The sequence below is a fragment of the Prevotella sp. lc2012 genome (genome assembly GCF_900107065.1).
In the GTDB taxonomy this organism is placed as follows: domain Bacteria; phylum Bacteroidota; class Bacteroidia; order Bacteroidales; family Bacteroidaceae; genus Prevotella.
Window position 1 is genome coordinate 530,516 of sequence record NZ_FNUF01000001.1, and the last position, 18,916, is coordinate 549,431.

Below are 18,916 nucleotides of genomic sequence, written 5' to 3' on the forward strand. Positions count from 1 at the left end.
ATATATCTTTCCATCTTCTATTCCTTTACAATTTTTCAATTCTCCTTCTCACTACAGATCACCAATTCTTCTGAATAGCGCGACGTTGCGGCTTCTGTTGGGCCTTCTTCATCTTATCCTGGGTCTGCTTCTCGTTCTGGATAGCAGCATTCAGCAGTTGTTCCGCATTCTCCTTACTCATCTGCGGCTTAGGCTGCTCCTGTTTCTTCTGCTTATTCTCTTCATTCTTTTGCTGGTCTTTCTTATCGTCGTTTTTCTGATTCTCATTCTGCTTGTTCTGATCCTGCTTCTGTTGCTGCTTCTGTTGCTGATGCTTACAGAGTACCAGATTATAACGAGTCTCATCATCATTCGGATTCAGGCGCAATGCGTTTTTATAAGCCTCTATCGCCTCACCATACATCCTATGAGTCTGACAGATAACCCCCATGTTATGATATGCTTGTGCCTTTCGAAGAGGATTGGTCTCCAACTTGGCTGCATGCTCGAACTGTTCAATGGCAGCAGAATCTTTCTTCTGTGCCATCAACGCATTACCTAGGTTAAAGGCAGCCTGAGGATTACGAGCATTCTTCTCGACAGCCTTGCGATAAGACACCTCCGCATTAGGATAGTCTCCGCCACGGTACAACTTATTTCCCTGACGCACATATTGACGGTCGGTCTGCGCAGAGGCAGTCAATGTCATCAAAAGAAGAAGAAGCATGACCGTCACCTTCTTCTTACTCCCAAAGAGAGAAAGACTCTTCAACAATGGACTCTGACGGTCCATGATAAAGACCTCGAGAATCAGCAGCAGCAATGCCAAGACACCAAAAGCTTGGAACTGCTCATCATACTCACTATAGATGGTTGAGGAAGTCTCCTTCTTGGAAAGTTTATCCAGTTCCCTGTCCAACTGTTCCTGGGCTGCGCTGTTATTCTCCACATGGATATAGGCACCGCCACCTGCCTGAGCCACCTGTTTACACATCTCCTCATTCAGAGCCGACATCACAGTGTTGCCTGTATTATCTTTCATATATTCGCCCGTCCCTGGCAGAGGTATTGGTGAGCCGTTGACAGAACCGACACCAAGCACATAGACACGCATCCCCTTGTCTTTGGCCGCCTTGGCAGCCTCCATGGCCCCACCCTCATGATCCTCACCATCAGTGATAACCACGATAGCCTTACCGATGCCTTCTTCCTGAGTAAAACTGTTTGAAGCCATACTGATGGCCTTAGCGATATCCGTACCTTGTGTGGCTATCATCGACGGATCAATACTGCTCAGGAACATCTTCGCCGACACATAGTCGCTCGTGATCGGCAACTGTACGAAAGCATCTCCTGCAAAGACAAGCAGACCTATCTTGTCGTTCGTGAAATGATCCACTAAGTTCTCCACCATCATCTTACTCCTGTCCAGACGGCTAGGAATGATATCCTCTGCCCGCATCGAGTTACTGATATCCATGGCGATAATGGTCTCTATGCCCATGCGTTTCTCATGACTGATCTTCGTACCCATCTGCGGTCTGGCAAGCATGACAATCAGTAGGGCAAGTGCCCCCTGAAGCATCCAGAACTTCGTGAGGGGACGGAGAAACGACACGTTCGGCATTAACTCTTTCAACAAAGCCGGTTCTCCAAAACGACGAAGTCGTTTCTTCTGGTTTCGATATGAGACATACCTGACCAGTGCCAATATGGGAATCAGCACCAACAGATAGAGATATGTGGGATCTTCAAATCTAAACATACTACGGTATCCTCCTGAATATGGTTATACGCAACAGGATCTCAAGCAGCAACGCCAGAACAGCGATGAGTGCAAAGGGCTGATAGGCCTCATATCGCTTGCTGAAATTCTTCACGTTCAACTTACTCTTCTCCAACTGGTCAATCTCCTTATAGATATTTCGCAGTTCTTTTGTATTCGTGGCACGATAGAAATCGCCTTCCGTTGCAGCAGCGATCTCACTCAGCGTCTTGTTGTCAATCTCCACTGGAATATTCACATACTGAACGCCCCCTGCTACAGGCATCGGGTATGGTGCTACGTTATTGGTTCCCACACCGATGGTATAGACACGGACACCCAGACTCCTGGCGATCTCCGCAGCCGTCATCGGCGAGATGTCACCACGGTTGTTACTACCGTCAGTCAACAGAATCACCACCTTACTCTTGGCCTTGGAATCTTTCAGACGGGTCACCGCATTAGCCAGTCCCATGCCGATGGCCGTACCATCCTCGATCAGTCCGCGGGCCGCGATATCCGTACGCACGTTCTGGAGCAGATTCAACAGAGAGGCGTGATCGGTGGTCATGGGGCACTGTGTGAACGACTCTCCCGCAAAGATGGTCAAGCCGATATTATCATTCGGACGACCAATGATAAACTCCGCAGCCACCTGTTTGGCCGCCTCGATTCTATTGGGTTTCAGGTCCTCGGCCAGCATACTGGTAGACACATCCATCGCCAACATGATATCTATTCCCTCTACGGTCTTACTCTTCCATGAGTTCTGCGTCTGCGGACGTGCCAGCACCAGCACGATCATCGTGAAGGCCAGCAGACGGAGCATCAGGGAGAGCGGCATCAGCGTCACCTTCCAACTTCTCGGCGCATAACGGAACACGAACGTATCGCTCATCCGCATCGTCGGCTCAGTCTTTTTCCTGTACATCACATACCAGATCAGATATGGGATGATCAACAGGAGCAGAAGCAGATATTCTTGATTGGCAAATTTCATTTGTTTCCTTTAGTTCAACAACTGATAAAAAGCATACATCACATACGCGAACAACAGGGCACAGACTACGGAGATCAGTGTGATGACCGTCTTAAGGATCCTACGTGCCTTCTGTGAGCGCTGGTCTTCCTCGGAGAGTTGTGGTTTTACGGTCTCCTCCACTGGCATGTTCTCCAACTTCGTCTGATTGATAAACGCGATGGCACTGACCAGATTCTGATCATTTTCGTTGATGAGCGTCGAGTATTTGGCGAACTTCACGAGGTCGGCCGTCAGGAACAAGTGACGCAGTTCACTGAGTGCACCCTCATCCTGCACCTCCACCAGTTTCGCGATGATCTCACTACTCGTCATCTCCATCGCACTGAAACCATAACGCTCCTCGATATACTTACGAATCGTGTCCGTCAGTTTGGTATAGTATTCCTTAGAGTTCTCCGATGTCACCATCTTGTCGGCCTTGATCTGTTCGATCTCCTTCATGGCCTTCTGATGCGGCAACAGATGCTTGACGATCCTGATATGCGAGATAATGGGTTTATTGTCGCGCAGACGGAGATACAGATAATAGCAGAACACCAACAGTACCAAGAGCAGTACGCTCAACCAGAATGGAAGACGCCAGTCGCTCCACTGGAAAGGATTATCCTGCACGCCCTTAGGGCCGAAGAACTGATCGGCATGCACAGTGTCCACTTCCATCGTCAGCACCTTCAGGGCCAGACTCTTGCTGGCATAGGGCTTACCATCGATCTTCACGGTCATCGGCGGCAGATAGTACAGCGTATCATCGAAAGAGGTCAGGGTATAGACCATCGAACGGGCCACGAACCCGTTGTCCAACTCCTGCTTCTCCAACTCCTTACTGCCAAGCACCTCTACCCCAGGCGTGATATATTGTGTCGGTTGGAACTGTGGAAACTCCACCTTTGCGCTCTCCTGGGCATTCGCTGTCAGCGTCACATGCACCTGCTGACCCACGAACATCTCGATAGAGTCGATCCTGGCCTCTACAGACACCTGTGCCGCCACCTTGAGCGCACACACAACGCCTATGATTAGAATCAACGCCTTCTTCATCAGCTTCTCTTTTTAAACAACAGCATTAGTGACTTGACGAAATCCTCATTCGTAGCAATACTCACATTGTCCACATTACTCTTGTTGAAGGTCTCCTGCAACTCCGCCTGACGACCCATCCAGTACTGGCGGTATGCCTGGCGCAAGCGCTTGGAACTTGTATCGATATATTGCTCATAGCCCGTCTCGGCATCTACCACCTTCATCAATCCGACATCAGGCAATTCCTTTGCACGTTGGTCATACACTTGAATAGCCACGACATCATGCTTCCTGTTGCAGATCTGCAACGACTGCTGGAAATCATTCCGCACGTAGAAGTCACTGAGGATGAAGGCCGTGGTACGACGCTTCTGGACACTCGACAGGAACTCCACAGCCTGCTTCACGTCCGTACGCTTCGACTCCGGTTGGAAGTCCAGCATCTCACGGATGATATAGAGGATGTGCTTCCTACCTTTCTTGGGAGGTATATACTTCTCTATCTTATCTGAGAAGAACACGACACCGATCTTATCATTGTTCTGGATGGCACTGAAAGCAATCGTAGCTGCTATCTCTGTCACCATGTCGCGCTTCATCTGTTTCTGCGTACCAAAATCCAGCGAACCACTGACGTCAATCAGCAGCATCACCGTCAGCTCGCGCTCCTCCTCAAACACCTTGACGTAAGGACGATGAAAACGCGCCGTCACATTCCAGTCTATATCACGCACATCATCACCGAACTGATACTCGCGCACCTCACTGAACGCCATACCTCTGCCCTTGAAGGCTGAATGGTATTGACCTGCGAAGATATTTGAGCTCAGGCCACGGGTCTTGATCTCGATCTTACGGACTTTCTTGATGATCTCAGATGTTTCCATCCTGTAAACTATAAACCGTCAACTGTTAACAATTAGGGCACTTCGACCTTATTAATTATCTTCGACACAATCTCCTCACTGGTGATATTGCTGGCCTCTGCCTCATAGGTAAGACCGATACGATGACGCAGCACGTCATGAGCCACGGCACGCACATCCTCAGGCACCACATACCCACGACGCTTGATGAAAGCGTAAGCACGGGCAGCCTTGGCAAGGTTAATGCTGGCACGCGGCGAACCACCAAAGGAAATCATATCCTTCAAATCTTTCAGGCCATAGCGCTCTGGATAGCGTGTCGCAAAGACGATGTCAGCAATGTACTGTTCAATCTTCTCGTCGATATACACTTCGCGAACCACAGAACGAGCCTTCAAAATCTCATCAGCAGTTGTCACAGGTGTCACGCTCGGCATCTCACCGGCAATATTCTCACGGATGATCTTCTTCTCTTCGTCCAGAGACGGATAATCGATGACGACCTTCAGCATGAAACGGTCCACCTGTGCCTCTGGCAAGGGATAGGTACCCTCCTGTTCGATGGGGTTCTGAGTGGCCATCACAAGGAAAGGATTGGGCAACGTGAAAGTCTCACTGCCGATGGTCACCTGTTTCTCCTGCATGGCCTCAAGCAATGCACTCTGCACCTTTGCTGGGGCACGGTTGATCTCATCAGCCAACACGAAGTTTGCAAACACGGGGCCCTTCTTCACCTGGAACTTCTCATCCTTCTGTGAATAGATCATCGTACCGATCACGTCAGCAGGGAGGAGGTCTGGTGTAAACTGGATACGGCTATAGTCGGCAGCTATCAGTTGCGAGAGTGTCTTAATAGCCAAGGTCTTTGCCAGACCAGGCACTCCTTCCAACAGGATATGTCCGTCGCTCAGCAATCCGATCAGGAGCGAGTCCACCAGATGCTTCTGACCTACGATAACACGGTCCATGCCCGTCGTCAGATTTGTCACGAATGCGCTTTGTTGTTCTATCCGGATATTCAACTCACGGATGTCAATAGCTTCTGCCATAATAATTACTCTTTACAAATTCCTAATTTGACCGCAAAAGTAGTGAAATAAAAGGATTTTCCACTCATTTGCCTATCTAAATAATATTAAAAAAGTTCCCTAAAACCTAAGTTTTAAGAAACTTTTTCATTCTTTCTCTATTAGTTCACAGTCTGAGCCTTCTTTTTCTTCTTCCACTCCAACTTCGGAATCTTGATAGCCTGCCCTGTTTTCAGTTGTGAAGAGGCTTTCAGTCCATTGTAAACTTCGATATAACACTCCATGTCTGGCCCTAGAGTTCGACGAGCGATCTTAGCCAGGTTATCACCCTCTCTGACCTTCTCGATATGGTCTGTACCCACAATCCGATAGGCACCCAGTCTCACGCGGGCATCCATGGCAGCGTATTGATCATGCGTCTTGTCGGCAGCAGGAGTATCCGCCTTTTTCTCAGGTGCCTTCGCGGCAACCGTCTGAGATGCCGAGGGCACTACAGTTTTCTTCTCTGCAACAGGTGCCGCCGGCTTGGGCTCAGGCTTAGCGACCGGTGCGACAGGAGCAACAGACTTCTCTGCCTTCGTCTCCTCTGCAGTAGATAACGATGGTACCTCTGACGCAGGCTGAGCCTGCTCTTCGACAACCACAGGCTCAGCCTGTTCCAATGTCTGTTCATCTTTCGCCTTCTCGTTATCCACACGTTCAAACACAAGACGATATTCAGGGAACACGTTCGAGAGCGGCAGGAAATTACCCAACAGGTAACCGCCAGCAAGACCCGACAGAGCGGCCAGAATACCGATCAGCCATTTCTTACCACTGGACGATCCGTCAGAGTCATATTTAGCCAGAATAGCATCCGCGTCAAACTCCTCCTCAGGCTCTTCCTCGACTGGCTCTTGTGCCTCGACAGGCTCCTGTGCTTCGACAGGTTCTTGTGCTTCGACGGGCTCAGCAACCGCTTGTCGAAGGGCCTCGCCATCATCAACAACAGCCTCAACAGCCTCCTGAGCTTCGACAGGTTCTTGTGCTTCGACAGGCTCAGCAACCGTTTCCTGAAGAGTGTCTTCCGACGGACCCTGTGCTTCGACGGGCTCAGCAACCGCTTGTCGAAGGGCCTCGTCATCAGCCTTTTCCTTCTCCGTTGGAACATAGGGCTCAATCACCCATTCTGGTATATCCTCATCCTCAATCTCGTTCAACGAAGCATCATCGCCATTCTCCTCAGCATCCGAGGCAAAATCGACCAACGGCATGGCCGCAGGATCAAGTGTCACATCGCCAACAGGCTCAGCCTCTTCCAATGGAACCTGTGCTTCAACAGCCTCCTGCGCTTCGACAGGCTCAGCAACCGCCTCCCCTGCAGGGGCCACTTCCTCCAGCTCGACCTCGTCACTCGCAGTCTCCATCGTCTTCAGCGTGTCCTCGAAGTCCACGCCATCATTCAACACGACCGTCTCAAACTGAGAGAACGGTTTGTTAACCAGTTCTTTCATCAAGGCATCCGGAGTGAAGGTGATTTTATTGTGCCCTTCTATCAATACGCGCTCGCCTGTGTTGACATTCACACTCTCACGTGCATCAACATCAATGATCTTAAAGGTTCCGAATCCTTTGATCTTAACAATCCTATCCCGCTCCAAGGCCTGTCTTACCACATCAAACAGGGCACCCACAAAACCAGAAGCATCTTTCTTTGTCAGACCATGACGCTCACTGAGTATCACAGCGATATCTTGTATTGTCACCTTTCCCATTACTCAGTTCCTCCATTCTTTACACGTTCTTTCCAGTTTACATTCGGCTTAAAGTTCAGCACCAACTTGGGTGGAACTAACATACGCTGACCCGTAGAAGGGTTCACCATGATGCGTTCCATCTTCTTCTTAACCTCAAAGGTTCCGAATGTCGGAACAAGGACCGCATCATTCTCCTGGAAATGATCACCCATCGCCTCCACAATGGCGTTAACCATCCGCTGCGTGTCATCGGGGTTATAGCCCGTCTGCTGCGATAATTCTGAGATAAAGTCTTTATTAGTCATAACCTTTAGTTGATTGTTGAGCCATACAAATCAAATTCTTCCGAGTCAGTCACCACGACATCATAGAACTCACCTATCGTCAGATCCCGTTCCGATGCGGGAATCAGCACCTCCGGATCCACTTCCGGGGAACAATACTCTGTGCGCCCGACATAATAAGCGCCCTCTTTTCTGTCAACGATAATTCTCTGGATGGTTCCAACTTTCTCCGCCTCGAGTTCCGCACTGATATTCTGTTGAATACGCATCAGACCGTCCAGTCGTCGCTGTTTTATCTCCTCGGGTACATCGTCCTCATAATCACGTTCCGAGGGTGTTCCCTCTTCCTCCGAATAGGCAAAAGCACCCATACGTTCAAAGCGTGCCCACTTGACGAACGCCTTCAGTTCCTCGAAATCCTCATCTGTCTCCCCAGGAAAGCCAACCATCAGTGTTGTGCGGATATGGATACCAGGCACTTCACGACGCAGGCGCTCGATCAGTTCATAGGTTTCCGCTTTCGTCACATGACGTTGCATGCGCAGAAGCATATGATCGGAGATATGTTGAAGAGCGATATCCAGATATTTACATACGTTTTTCTTTTCACGCATCACTCGGAGTAGATCCCATGGGAAATGAGCAGGATAGGCATAGTGCAGTCGTATCCATTCCACTCCTGGGATATCAGCCATCCGTTCGATGAGTTCCGCGATATGCTGCTTACCATCGATGTCCACGCCATAATAGGTCAATTCCTGAGCTATCACATTAAACTCCTTCGTACCATCCGCCACGAGTTGGCGCACCTCATCGAGGATCTCTTCCATCGAACGACTCTGGTGACGTCCTGTTATCAACGGGATAGCGCAATAGGCACAGTGGCGGTCACAGCCCTCACTGATTTTCAGATAGGCATAATGGCGCGGTGTCGTAATGTGACGCTTACCCTCACAGGCGACGAAATCCTCACCCTTCAGGTCGTTGAGCAGCTGCCGATAGTTGAACTTCCCATACCAGCCATCCACCTCTGGGATCTCTTTTTCCAGATCTGCCAGATAGCGCTCTGACAGGCATCCCATCACGTAGAGTCTCTCTATCCTTCCTTCGGACTTTGCCTGTGCAAATTCCAGAATCGTATTGATGCTTTCCTCCTTCGCATCGTTGATAAAACCACATGTGTTGACAACGACGATATCTCCTTGAGGGTCATCGCTATCGTGTGTACACTGATAGCCATTAGCTTCCAGCAGTCCCATCAGAGCCTCACTGTCGACGAGGTTCTTGGAGCACCCGAGTGATATGATATCAATCGTCTTCGCCATCAATCTTTTATGTCAAATAGTGAATCCACAAACTGTCGCTTGTTAAAGAGTTGCAGATCCTCCATACCCTCACCCAAGCCGATATACTTCACGGGCACCTTCAACTGGTCAGAGATACCGATGACCACGCCGCCCTTTGCCGTTCCATCGAGTTTGGTGATAGCGAGCGAGGTAATCTGTGTGACGGCAGCAAACTGCTTTGCCTGCTCAAAAGCATTCTGTCCCGTAGAGCCATCCAGCACGAGCATCACCTCGTCAGGAGCCTCGGGCAGCACCTTTTTCATCACATCCTTGATCTTCTTCAACTCGTTCATCAGACCCACTTTATTGTGCAGACGACCAGCTGTATCTATCAGCACTACATCGGCACCATTTGCCTTAGCGCTGGAAAGCGTGTCAAATGCCACAGAAGCCGGGTCACTTCCCATCTGCTGCTTTACGACAGGAACCCCTACCCGTTCGCCCCATATACAGAGCTGCTCCACAGCAGCCGCCCGGAACGTGTCGGCTGCACCGAGATAGACTTTCTTGCCGGCCTGCTTGAACTGCCACGCCAGCTTGCCGATGGTAGTTGTCTTGCCAACACCATTCACGCCGACAACCAAGATCACATAGGGTTTATGATCGCCCGGCAGATCCCAGTTGTCATGATCTTCCGTATGGTTCTCTGCCAACAGGTCGGCGATCTCATCCCTCAGGATTGCATTCAACTCTGACGTGCTGACGTATTTGTCACGCGCCACGCGCTCTTCAATACGCTGAATAATCTTCAGCGTTGTATCCACGCCGACATCGCTTGTAATAAGTACTTCTTCCAGATTGTCCAACACGTCGTCGTCGACTTTCGACTTTCCTGCTACCGCACGTGTCAGTTTATCGAAGACACTGGTCTTCGTCTTCTCAAGTCCTCGGTCTAGGGTCTCTTTTTTATTCTTACCAAAGATTCCAAATATTCCCATGTCACAATATATTACGTGTGCAAAGATAATAGATTTTAGTGATATGTACAAAAAAAGAGGCCGCAAATTGACTTGCGACCTCTTATTTTATCTAAAAAAATAATTAGTTCTTGAAGAAGTCCTTAACGGCCTCGTTGGGAACCATCTGCTCATCAAAGACGTAAGCACCCGTCTTCGGGCTCTTCACCATCTTGATTACCTTTGTGTAAGCGCGACCATCCTTAGAGCCTTCATGGAGGGTAGCGACGGTTTTCTTTGCCATACTTCAGTCGTATTATTTAATTTCCTTGTGAAGAGTCATCTTCTTCAGGATGGGGTTATACTTCATCAGCTCCATACGCTCCGGCGTATTCTTGCGATTCTTTGTAGTCACATAGCGGCTTGTACCCGGCATGCCACTGCTCTTATGCTCAGTGCACTCCAGAACCACCTGTACGCGATTACCCTTTGCTTTCTTGTTTGCCATGTTCTTAGTCTCCTATCACTTTAATGTCCTTCCAGTCCACAAATCCCTTGGCAACAGCCTGCTTCAGGGCGGCGTCAAGACCTACCTTGTTAATCATACGAAGACCAGCAGCGCTAATCTTCAACTGAATCCAGCAGCCCTCTTCTACGTAGTAGAATTTCTTGCTGAAAAGGTTTACGTCAAAGCTTCTCTTCGTGCGGTGCTTTGAGTGAGACACATTGCAACCTATCTGTGCCTTCTTTCCTGTAATTTGACAAATCTTAGACATTTCTATCTACTTTTTCTTGTTGTTTACACTTACTTATTCCAAACAGGGTGCAAAATTACACATTTTAATTGATATTCAATTCATTGCCCGATTGGAAAAACAAAGAATTAATGTTTTTTAACCTTCTCGGACGGGTCTGGGGGCATCTTCGTCTTTGAGGAACTGCAAAAACATCTCCATCGCGTTGTTGGTCGCGATGGCCAGATTAATGTCGCGTCCGAAGTCCTGTTCCACCTTCTTGGTCACCACATGATCAGGTGTACCGCAAGCCAACCAGATGGTCCCCACAGGGATATCCTTTGTACCCCCCGTAGGACCTGCGAATCCTGTGGCGGCGATGGCGTAGTCGGTCTCCAGAGCCTTGCAGGCGCCCCTCACCATAGCGATGGCAACCTCCTCACACACAGCCGTTTTCTCTTCCAGCACCTGCGGATCCACACCCAGCAGACGTTCCTTGATCTCGTCGACATACGAGATGATGCCGCCCTTAAAATATTTCGACGCACCAGGTACGGCGATGATAGCCTCTGCGATACGTCCACCCGTACAACTCTCCGCTGTACCTACCGTTCTCTCAGTCTCCCAGAGGATCTCACTGATCTCCCTACTGGTTATCTTACTTCCAAAATCCATATCTCCAACTTGTTATTGTCTGCTATTTGAACGTGACCTTCGAGAAGGCCGGTGCGTCGATCCCACAGAACACCTGATCCAGATACTTGTAATACCCCACGATACCGATCATGGCAGCATTGTCTGTCGTATAACTAAACTTCGGTATATAGATCGTCCAACCGTATCGTTTCTCAGCGTCATAGAACGCATTGCGGAGTCCGTTGTTCGCACTCACGCCACCAGCCACAGCCACATGCGTCAGCCCCGTCTGTTTCACGGCCTTCTTCAGTTTCTTCATCAGGATGTCCACGATGGTCCACTCCAGCGAGGCAGCGATATCCTCCTTGTGGTGCTCGATGAAGTCAGGATCCTCAGCCACCCATTTCTGCATGGAATAGAGGAACGAGGTCTTCAGTCCCGAGAAGCTATAGTCCAGATTCGGGATGTTCGGCTCAGCAAACTTAAACGCCTTCGGGTTTCCCTGACGCGCCAGACGGTCGATAATCGGACCACCCGGATACCCCAGTCCCATCACTTTCGAGCACTTGTCGATGGCCTCACCAGCCGCGTCGTCGATGGTCTGTCCCAGCACCTCCATATCGTTATAGGCATTCACCTTCACGATCTGCGAGTTGCCGCCACTCACGAGCAAACACAAGAACGGCATGGGCGGCTGATGCTGATCGTCCTCCGACTCCTTGATGAAATGCGCCATCACATGTCCTTGCAAGTGGTTCACGTCGATCATCGGAATACCAAGAGAACGTGCAAAGCCTTTAGCAAAGCTCACGCCGACAAGCAACGAGCCCATCAGGCCCGGTCCCCTCGTGAAAGCCACCGCCGACAACTGTTCCTTCGTGATTCCAGCCCGTTTGATCGCCTGATCCACCACGGGCACCACGTTCTGCTGATGGGCACGCGATGCCAGTTCAGGCACCACCCCACCATACGCCTCATGCACAGCCTGCGAGGCCGTCACGTTCGAGAGTAGCACACCATTCTTCAGAACGGCTGCCGACGTGTCGTCACAACTCGACTCTATACCTAATATATATATATCACTCATCTCAAACTTCAAAGTTAGTACGTCAGTACCTCCACACCATGATCCGTCATCACCAGCGTATGTTCCCACTGCGCACTCGGCTGCTCATCCTCAGAGATCACCTCCCAGCCATATGGGTCGTCAGCGTCGATAAACACACGCCATGTGCCCATATTGATCATCGGTTCAATCGTAAAGACCATTCCAGGCACAAGCAGCATGCCCGTTCCCCGATGACCGTAGTGGTTCACGTCGGGCTCCTCATGGAATTTCAGACCCACACCGTGACCAGCCAGATCACGCACGATACCATAGCCATATTTCTTACAGTGTTTCTCTATCGCATGACCGATATCCCCCACAAAACCGTAGGGCTTAGCGGCCTCCATACCGATCTCCAGACACTCCTTCGCCACACGTACCAACTGTTCCTTCTCGGGAGTTGTCTTTCCGATAATAAACATTCGCGAAGCATCGGCATAATATCCATCAAGGATCGTCGTAAAGTCCACATTGATAATGTCGCCCTCTTCCAGCACATCCTCCTCCTTAGGGATACCATGACACACCACCTCATTGATCGATGTACACACCGACATAGGGAAACCTTCGTAGTTCAAACAGGCTGGGATAGCCCCGTTTTCCTCGCAAACCTGTCTGCATATCCGGTCTATCTCCAGTGTGTTCATGCCAGCCTTAATCTCCTTGGCCACCGTGTCGAGCACAGCGGTATTTACGACGCCTGCCTTGCGGATACCTTCTATCTGCTCTGGCGTCTTGATCAGGTCACGTGTAGGCACCAGTTTTCCTTTGTTCTCCCAGTACATGATGGTCTTATCCATCTCCGTGGGTTCCTGTCCTGACAAACAGTGCCAACGCCTTTTTTGATTCCTTACAGTCATTCTCTCACCTTATTATTAAATAAGTGGGTGCAAAGTTACTTCAAATCAAGCGAAAAACCAAATAAAACGAAATATATTTTGTCGTCGTATCACACTGTCAGACATAAGAAAAGGGGATCGCCACTCCCCTTAACCTTATATCTTTTTCCTCGATTTCTTTTTCTTGATCTCTTCACCCCAGTTCAGTTGGTAGGTATAACCACATTGCGGGTTTGGTATTTCAATATAATAACGACTCGTTTTCCTTTGAAATCTCACCGTCTCTTTCTTATCAACCACATTCACTGTTTTCCCATCAATGGGAATCATGATGAGTTCAGCATCAGGGGCTGACTGCTTACCTATCAATTTGATATCAAAGACCACCTGTTTAATAGGTGTGTTAACTCGACAAAACTGCAAATCTCTACAGTTCGTTCCGTTCATTTCTATCGAGAACTCCGCTATTTCACCTTTCCGTAATGGTTTCTTGAAAAGAATCAGAATGACATCCCATCCGTCTTCGTTCTTAGGCAATATCTTATATGAGATGTCGTGTGTCGAAGAGCTTACATTTGGTTTATCACTTTGTCCCAAAACGCTGTATCTATACTTAATGTATTTTAATTTATAAACTTTACTTTCGATAGTTCTTGTAAATAAACAATAATTCTTCCCATTGTTATCACGACGATCGTAAACTACAGATAGGGTATGGTAGTCTTGGTCTGAGTCCTGATCATTTGTTTTCGGTAGATTCTTTTCTCTCGAATAACGATAATATCTAACAATATAACTAACCGCATATGATACGACAACCACAAACAAAGCAATTAATACAGAATAGCCTGATTTAGCTTTTTCAGCTATATAGTATACAGGTAAACCTGATAATATATAAAGAATATTATGCCAGTTACCTAATATTTGTGGGCATTCTTTCCAAAAGTCTGGTTTACTATTGTCCATGGTTGTCGTCAATGATAACGTAAAGACTACTTCTTCTCTTCGACGGGAACAAGGAGCTTGTCGCCGGTCTGCTTCAGCAGCTCACGGGCGTATGACTCGGGGAAGCCGGAACGCTGGACACGGGCACCGCCACCATACTGGTTGCGCTTGAAGGTTCCGTTCTCGTCAGTAGGCTTCACGGCCATATCATTGTACTTCACGATGAGGAAGAAGGCGAGTTGCTGCCAACGGGCGATCATCTCGTCGCCTTTCTGACAGCTATAGTCGGTGAGGAACTTGACGCGCTCCTCGGCCGTGGGCAGAGCGAGGGCCTTGGCCTCGATCTCGGGCTGCAGCTGACTATAAGAAGCGTCGAGCGAATCGCGCACGGCCTTCAGCGAGGGGAACATCATCGAGTAACGAGGATAGACCATGTTGCTCACCCAGTTGCATACCCAGAAGGCGTTATCCATCGAGAAGGTGACATCGTCGGCACCTTCCCCAGCGAAGCACTTCGGGCGACGGGTGATACATGAGTACATCGGGGTATAGGCCACCATATTGCCATCGTCGTTGCCGAACCAGAAGCAGGCGCCTACCTCACGGGGCATTGTGCTGCGCATCTGTGAGATGAACGACCAGGCTGTCTGCTGGGTAGAGATGGGGCGCTCGTTGAACACCTCCTTACCGTCGACCTTGAATGAGAGCGGAGAAGGACGGTAAGGCATCTGATAGATACCGCCACCGATATTCGTGTCCAAGGCGAACGGTGTTCCCTCATAATGATCGCGCATCGCATCACGGAGGTCCTGAAGACCCACCTTCTTGTTCGGGATAATCCATAGCGGCATCTCCTTGGTGTCCTTCTCGATACCGGCAGCATAAGGCAGGTATTCGGAGAAGTCGTCGCTGAAACGGTTAAAGAAGCTCCAGACACGAGCCTCACAATAGCGGCGACCGGAGAAGTCGGGTGTCGCGTAGGCGGCATTATAACTGAAGTCGGCATCCTTACCCTCAAACCAACCCATCTTACGGGCGTAGTTGACCACATTGTCACTATACACCACAAGGTTAGGGACGGCCTTCTTACCGTTCACAGGATACTTCTTCTGCAGGTCCTTCATCTTCACCTGTACATAACGACCATCGAGGAATTTCGTGATACGACTCTGATTGGCGTGAGCGGCAATCGCATCATCAGGAATACGCACAGCCACCCAGACGGTACGACCGGCCTCCTTCGAGCGGTCAGGACCACAGCCCATCATCTCCAGCATCCACGCTTCATCCTTGTCGGCCACGGAGAAGGTCTCTCCCTCGGAATAGTAACCATACTGCTCTACCAACGAGGTCATGATCTGCAAGGCCTCACGAGCAGTCTTTGCACGCTGCAAGGTGATATAGATCAGCGAACCATAGTCGATGATACCTGTCGAGTCGGCCATCTCCTCACGTCCGCCAAAGGTGGTCTCACCGATCGTTACCTGCCACTCGTTACTATTGCCGATAACGTTCCATGTCTCAGGTGCTTCCGCAATCTCACCCAAGTATTTATTGGTGTCCCATTCATAGACCTTACGCATGTCGCCAGCAGCATGCTTGGCTGCCGTATAATGATAGAGAGGCATGAAAGCACCATATGAGTCGGCATTATAAGTCACGAACACCGACCCGTCGGCCGAAGCCTTCTTTCCTACGATAAAATTTGTACAGGCAACTGCACTGGCGCTCACCAGCACCAGACCGGCCATCAGTAATATCTTCTTCATCTTTTTGTTTAGCAAGCTTTAAATGACATATCAAGTCCCTTTACCGAATGAGTAAGGGCTCCCACAGAGATATAATCGACGCCCTGCTCGGCATAGTCGCGGATGGTATCATAGGTGATTCCCCCACTCGACTCGGTCTCATACCGACCACCGATGATATCCACCGCCTTCTTCGTGTCGGGCACAGAGAAGTTGTCGAGCATGATACGGTCCACACCACCATGATCGAGCACCTGCTGTAACTCGTCGAAGCTACGCACCTCAATCTCGATCTTCAGGTCGAGGCCCTTCTCCTTGAGATAAGCATGACAACGATCGATGGCGTTGGTGATACCACCGGCGAAGTCCACATGGTTATCCTTCAGCAGGATCATATCGAAGAGTCCGATACGATGGTTACAACCGCCGCCGATCTTCACGGCCTGCTTCTCAAGCATACGCATGCCCGGGGTGGTCTTCCGGGTGTCAAGCACCCTCGTACGAGTTCCTTTCAGGCGCTGCACATACTTGTCGGTCATCGTGGCGATACCACTCATGCGCTGCATGATATTCAGCATCAGGCGTTCTGTCTGAAGCAGAGAACGTATCTTTCCAGTAACGATCATGGCGACATCGCCTTTCTTCACTCGTGCCCCATCCTGCATCAGCACCTCCACCTGCATGGTGGGATCGAAGCGGCGGAACACCTCCTTGGCAATCTCCACACCTGCGAGGATACCATCTTCCTTGATGAGCAGGCGCGACTTTCCCATCGCGTCATCAGGGATACAACAAAGGGTGGTATGATCACCATCACCGATATCCTCAGCAAACGACAGATCAATCAGTCTGTCAACAAGTTCTTCTACACTCAGCATATACCTTTATACTTTTTACTTTATTTACCTTCTTATTTTTAGAAATACAGTCCGAAGCCCACACGGACACCAAATCCGCGATTACCATGACTCTCTGTGCTGTACTCATAATACGCCTCCGGCTCAATGGTGATATGGCGCGAGAGGAAGTAGGCATAGCCCACGTTCAGTTCAGGACGGAAGTCATCACCACCCCTATGCAGATAGTTGCACAAGGCTCCCACATAGACGCCACAGCTCTCGAAATAGTATCGGATACCGGCACCGACCTTGATAGAACTTGAGCAATCTGTCTGAGCATTATATCCCAATGTACCGGTAATCATCCAGTCGTCTGTGAAGAAATAACCGGCCTTCGCATCCACGTTCAACGACATCTCTGTCGACTTATGCCAACTCAGGTCAAGACCAGAGGCCGAAGCGCCGATATACCATTTTCCTTCGTAAAACACATTCTGCGGATCATTCAGGTATTGTGCATTCGCACTGATCGCCATGACCAGGGCGACAACTGTCATTGCTAACTTTTTCATAAACCTTTTCCTTTTTTTATTTATTACTAACTTTTGATTGTTCTTTTATACCATACGGTAAACCACACGACGGCCACGACAAGACACGCCAGTCCCAGTCCATAACCCACACAAGCCGGCAGATGGAAGGCCTGCTTCGACACGAAGAGGAACGTGGAGCAGACGGTCGTCATGAAGAGTGCCGGAATCAAGGTGATCCAGAAAGGCTTCTTCTGCCGTACCAGATAGACGGTAAGCGTCCAGAGCGTGAATACCGACAGGGCTTGGTTCGACCAACCGAAATACTGCCAAATAGTATTGAAGCCGTCCGGGTTCTCGATCTGCCAGACGAGCATGGCGATAGAGCATGCGAACATCGGCACACAGATATACAGTCGTTTCGGGATAGGACGCTGGTCCATCTTAAGCCACTCGGCTACGATCAGACGACCAGAGCGGAAGGCCGTATCTCCAGAGGTGATAGGAGCAGCCACGACACCCAGCATCGCCAGGACGGCGCCTGCCACACCCAACCAGTCGTTGCATACCAGGTTCACCACGGCGGGAGCCGACGTATGAAAGCCGTTGGTAGCAGCCTCGATCAGCTCATAGCCCGGTGCAGGATCACCGTAGAAGAACCAGGCCGATACCGTCGCCCATATCAGAGCCACCATACCCTCCGTGATCATGGCACCATAGAAGATCGGACGTCCCATCCGCTCACTCTTCATACAACGAGCCATCAGCGGACTCTGTGTGGCGTGGAAACCGGAGATGGCACCACACGCAACGGTGATAAACAGACAGGGGAATATCTGGTCTGTCCACTTATCTGGTTCCGTGGCAGCCCCCATATTATAGAGGTTCGTCCAGAGCTCTGGTACCGTGGGCCAATGCAGGAAGAGCCATATCATCAGGGCGCCTGCCATAAACAGCAGTGAGAAGGCGAACAGCGGATAGACCTTACCGATGATCTTATCGATAGGCAGCATCGTAGCAATGATATAATAGGCAAATATGATAATGACCCACATCATCGTCTCACCGCCGATGGAATGCAGGATCTCTGCCGGTGAATATACGAACACCGTACCTACCATGACAAGCAGCAAGACCGTGAACACCAGCATCACGCTCTTCGTGGTCTTACCCAGATACTGACCAATCAGTTCCGGAAGACCGGCTCCGCCATGACGCATGGAGAGCATACCTGAGAGATAGTCGTGGGTGGCTCCGGCAAAGATACATCCGAAGACGATCCACAGGTAGGCCACAGGTCCGAACTTCGCACCCATGATGGCACCGAAGATTGGTCCTGTACCAGCAATGTTCAGAAACTGAATCATGAAGATCTTCCAGTTGGGAAGCACGATATAATCCAACCCGTCGGCTTTGGCAACGGCAGGCGTTACACGGCCATCAGGCGCGAACACCCGTTCCACGAAGCGTCCGTATAAGAGATAGCCCAACACAAGAGCAACAAGGCTCAACACAAAAGAAATCATTGTCTGAAAATTATTTTATGAATCTTTTGCTTGCAAAAGTAATGTT

20 protein-coding genes are annotated in these 18,916 nt (G+C 49.8%); all 20 read right to left on the minus strand.

Annotation, left to right across the window (positions count from 1 at the left end):
• Positions 1-58: 58 nt before the first annotated feature.
• On the minus strand, positions 59-1,744 hold the full coding sequence (locus BLU99_RS02370; protein ID WP_091899559.1) for a VWA domain-containing protein: 1,686 nt from the start codon (positions 1,742-1,744) through the stop codon (positions 59-61).
• A gap of 1 nt (position 1,745) precedes the next feature.
• Positions 1,746-2,744: a vWA domain-containing protein gene (locus BLU99_RS02375; protein WP_091899560.1), complete on the minus strand. Its 999-nt coding sequence runs from the start codon at positions 2,742-2,744 to the stop codon at positions 1,746-1,748.
• Positions 2,745-2,753: 9 nt separating this feature from the next.
• Positions 2,754-3,824 (minus strand): BatD family protein, encoded by a 1,071-nt coding sequence (locus BLU99_RS02380; protein WP_091899561.1) that lies wholly within the window; start codon positions 3,822-3,824, stop codon positions 2,754-2,756.
• Complete coding sequence (locus BLU99_RS02385; RefSeq protein WP_091899562.1) at positions 3,824-4,693, minus strand: DUF58 domain-containing protein; 870 nt, start codon at positions 4,691-4,693, stop codon at positions 3,824-3,826. Before BLU99_RS02385 ends, BLU99_RS02380 begins: the two co-directional genes overlap by 1 nt.
• A gap of 32 nt (positions 4,694-4,725) precedes the next feature.
• Positions 4,726-5,721, minus strand: coding sequence for an AAA family ATPase (locus BLU99_RS02390; RefSeq protein ID WP_091899563.1), 996 nt, complete (start codon positions 5,719-5,721; stop codon positions 4,726-4,728).
• A 140-nt stretch (positions 5,722-5,861) separates the two neighbouring features.
• Positions 5,862-7,454 carry an HU family DNA-binding protein gene (locus BLU99_RS02395; protein WP_091899564.1) on the minus strand — a complete coding sequence of 531 codons (1,593 nt, stop codon included), beginning with the start codon at positions 7,452-7,454 and terminating at the stop codon, positions 5,862-5,864.
• On the minus strand, positions 7,454-7,741 hold the full coding sequence (locus BLU99_RS02400) for an HU family DNA-binding protein (protein WP_091899565.1): 288 nt from the start codon (positions 7,739-7,741) through the stop codon (positions 7,454-7,456). The genes BLU99_RS02395 and BLU99_RS02400 overlap by 1 nt, the downstream gene beginning before the upstream one ends.
• A gap of 5 nt (positions 7,742-7,746) precedes the next feature.
• Positions 7,747-9,045, minus strand: a complete 1,299-nt coding sequence (gene rimO / locus BLU99_RS02405; RefSeq protein ID WP_091899566.1) for a 30S ribosomal protein S12 methylthiotransferase RimO — start codon at positions 9,043-9,045, stop codon at positions 7,747-7,749.
• The gene (gene ftsY, locus BLU99_RS02410) at positions 9,045-10,004 is read right to left on the minus strand and encodes a signal recognition particle-docking protein FtsY (protein ID WP_091899567.1); all 960 of its coding nucleotides are present in this window, start codon (positions 10,002-10,004) and stop codon (positions 9,045-9,047) included. Before ftsY ends, rimO begins: the two co-directional genes overlap by 1 nt.
• A gap of 103 nt (positions 10,005-10,107) precedes the next feature.
• Positions 10,108-10,266 (minus strand): DUF4295 domain-containing protein, encoded by a 159-nt coding sequence (locus BLU99_RS02415; protein WP_072289871.1) that lies wholly within the window; start codon positions 10,264-10,266, stop codon positions 10,108-10,110.
• A gap of 12 nt (positions 10,267-10,278) precedes the next feature.
• Positions 10,279-10,470, minus strand: coding sequence for a 50S ribosomal protein L33 (rpmG, locus tag BLU99_RS02420; RefSeq protein ID WP_091899568.1), 192 nt, complete (start codon positions 10,468-10,470; stop codon positions 10,279-10,281).
• Positions 10,471-10,474: 4 nt separating this feature from the next.
• Entirely contained in the window at positions 10,475-10,738 is a 264-nt protein-coding gene (rpmB, locus tag BLU99_RS02425) for a 50S ribosomal protein L28 (protein WP_013063140.1), read from the minus strand.
• A gap of 117 nt (positions 10,739-10,855) precedes the next feature.
• On the minus strand, positions 10,856-11,371 hold the full coding sequence (locus BLU99_RS02430; protein WP_091899569.1) for a CinA family protein: 516 nt from the start codon (positions 11,369-11,371) through the stop codon (positions 10,856-10,858).
• Between the two features lie 22 nt (positions 11,372-11,393).
• Complete coding sequence (gene tsaD / locus BLU99_RS02435) at positions 11,394-12,419, minus strand: tRNA (adenosine(37)-N6)-threonylcarbamoyltransferase complex transferase subunit TsaD (protein WP_091899570.1); 1,026 nt, start codon at positions 12,417-12,419, stop codon at positions 11,394-11,396.
• A gap of 14 nt (positions 12,420-12,433) precedes the next feature.
• A complete protein-coding gene (gene map / locus BLU99_RS02440; protein ID WP_091899571.1) occupies positions 12,434-13,300 on the minus strand; it encodes a type I methionyl aminopeptidase in 867 nt (288 codons plus the stop codon).
• Positions 13,301-13,435: 135 nt separating this feature from the next.
• On the minus strand, positions 13,436-14,248 hold the full coding sequence (locus BLU99_RS02445) for a hypothetical protein (RefSeq protein WP_091899572.1): 813 nt from the start codon (positions 14,246-14,248) through the stop codon (positions 13,436-13,438).
• Positions 14,249-14,274: 26 nt separating this feature from the next.
• The gene (locus tag BLU99_RS02450; RefSeq protein WP_091899573.1) at positions 14,275-15,996 is read right to left on the minus strand and encodes a C69 family dipeptidase; all 1,722 of its coding nucleotides are present in this window, start codon (positions 15,994-15,996) and stop codon (positions 14,275-14,277) included.
• Between the two features lie 8 nt (positions 15,997-16,004).
• Positions 16,005-16,853 carry a carboxylating nicotinate-nucleotide diphosphorylase gene (nadC, locus tag BLU99_RS02455; protein WP_091899574.1) on the minus strand — a complete coding sequence of 283 codons (849 nt, stop codon included), beginning with the start codon at positions 16,851-16,853 and terminating at the stop codon, positions 16,005-16,007.
• A gap of 38 nt (positions 16,854-16,891) precedes the next feature.
• Positions 16,892-17,386, minus strand: coding sequence for an outer membrane beta-barrel protein (locus tag BLU99_RS02460; protein ID WP_091899575.1), 495 nt, complete (start codon positions 17,384-17,386; stop codon positions 16,892-16,894).
• Positions 17,387-17,412: 26 nt separating this feature from the next.
• A complete protein-coding gene (locus BLU99_RS02465; protein WP_091899576.1) occupies positions 17,413-18,870 on the minus strand; it encodes a carbon starvation CstA family protein in 1,458 nt (485 codons plus the stop codon).
• Between the last annotated feature and the right edge of the window lie 46 nt (positions 18,871-18,916).

Coding starts and splice junctions, on each gene's coding strand:
- BLU99_RS02415 (WP_072289871.1), bottom strand. CDS start 10,266: ATGGCAAAGAAAACCGTCGCTACCCTCCATGAAGGCTCTAAGGATGGT.
- tsaD (WP_091899570.1), bottom strand. CDS start 12,419: ATGAGTGATATATATATATTAGGTATAGAGTCGAGTTGTGACGACACG.
- BLU99_RS02460 (WP_091899575.1), bottom strand. CDS start 17,386: ATGAAAAAGTTAGCAATGACAGTTGTCGCCCTGGTCATGGCGATCAGT.
- nadC (WP_091899574.1), bottom strand. CDS start 16,853: ATGCTGAGTGTAGAAGAACTTGTTGACAGACTGATTGATCTGTCGTTT.
- BLU99_RS02380 (WP_091899561.1), bottom strand. CDS start 3,824: ATGAAGAAGGCGTTGATTCTAATCATAGGCGTTGTGTGTGCGCTCAAG.
- BLU99_RS02375 (WP_091899560.1), bottom strand. CDS start 2,744: ATGAAATTTGCCAATCAAGAATATCTGCTTCTGCTCCTGTTGATCATC.
- map (WP_091899571.1), bottom strand. CDS start 13,300: ATGACTGTAAGGAATCAAAAAAGGCGTTGGCACTGTTTGTCAGGACAG.
- BLU99_RS02395 (WP_091899564.1), bottom strand. CDS start 7,454: ATGGGAAAGGTGACAATACAAGATATCGCTGTGATACTCAGTGAGCGT.
- BLU99_RS02430 (WP_091899569.1), bottom strand. CDS start 11,371: ATGGATTTTGGAAGTAAGATAACCAGTAGGGAGATCAGTGAGATCCTC.
- BLU99_RS02445 (WP_091899572.1), bottom strand. CDS start 14,248: ATGGACAATAGTAAACCAGACTTTTGGAAAGAATGCCCACAAATATTA.
- rimO (WP_091899566.1), bottom strand. CDS start 9,045: ATGGCGAAGACGATTGATATCATATCACTCGGGTGCTCCAAGAACCTC.
- BLU99_RS02370 (WP_091899559.1), bottom strand. CDS start 1,744: ATGTTTAGATTTGAAGATCCCACATATCTCTATCTGTTGGTGCTGATT.
- BLU99_RS02385 (WP_091899562.1), bottom strand. CDS start 4,693: ATGGAAACATCTGAGATCATCAAGAAAGTCCGTAAGATCGAGATCAAG.
- rpmB (WP_013063140.1), bottom strand. CDS start 10,738: ATGTCTAAGATTTGTCAAATTACAGGAAAGAAGGCACAGATAGGTTGC.
- BLU99_RS02400 (WP_091899565.1), bottom strand. CDS start 7,741: ATGACTAATAAAGACTTTATCTCAGAATTATCGCAGCAGACGGGCTAT.
- ftsY (WP_091899567.1), bottom strand. CDS start 10,004: ATGGGAATATTTGGAATCTTTGGTAAGAATAAAAAAGAGACCCTAGAC.
- BLU99_RS02450 (WP_091899573.1), bottom strand. CDS start 15,996: ATGAAGAAGATATTACTGATGGCCGGTCTGGTGCTGGTGAGCGCCAGT.
- rpmG (WP_091899568.1), bottom strand. CDS start 10,470: ATGGCAAACAAGAAAGCAAAGGGTAATCGCGTACAGGTGGTTCTGGAG.
- BLU99_RS02390 (WP_091899563.1), bottom strand. CDS start 5,721: ATGGCAGAAGCTATTGACATCCGTGAGTTGAATATCCGGATAGAACAA.
- BLU99_RS02465 (WP_091899576.1), bottom strand. CDS start 18,870: ATGATTTCTTTTGTGTTGAGCCTTGTTGCTCTTGTGTTGGGCTATCTC.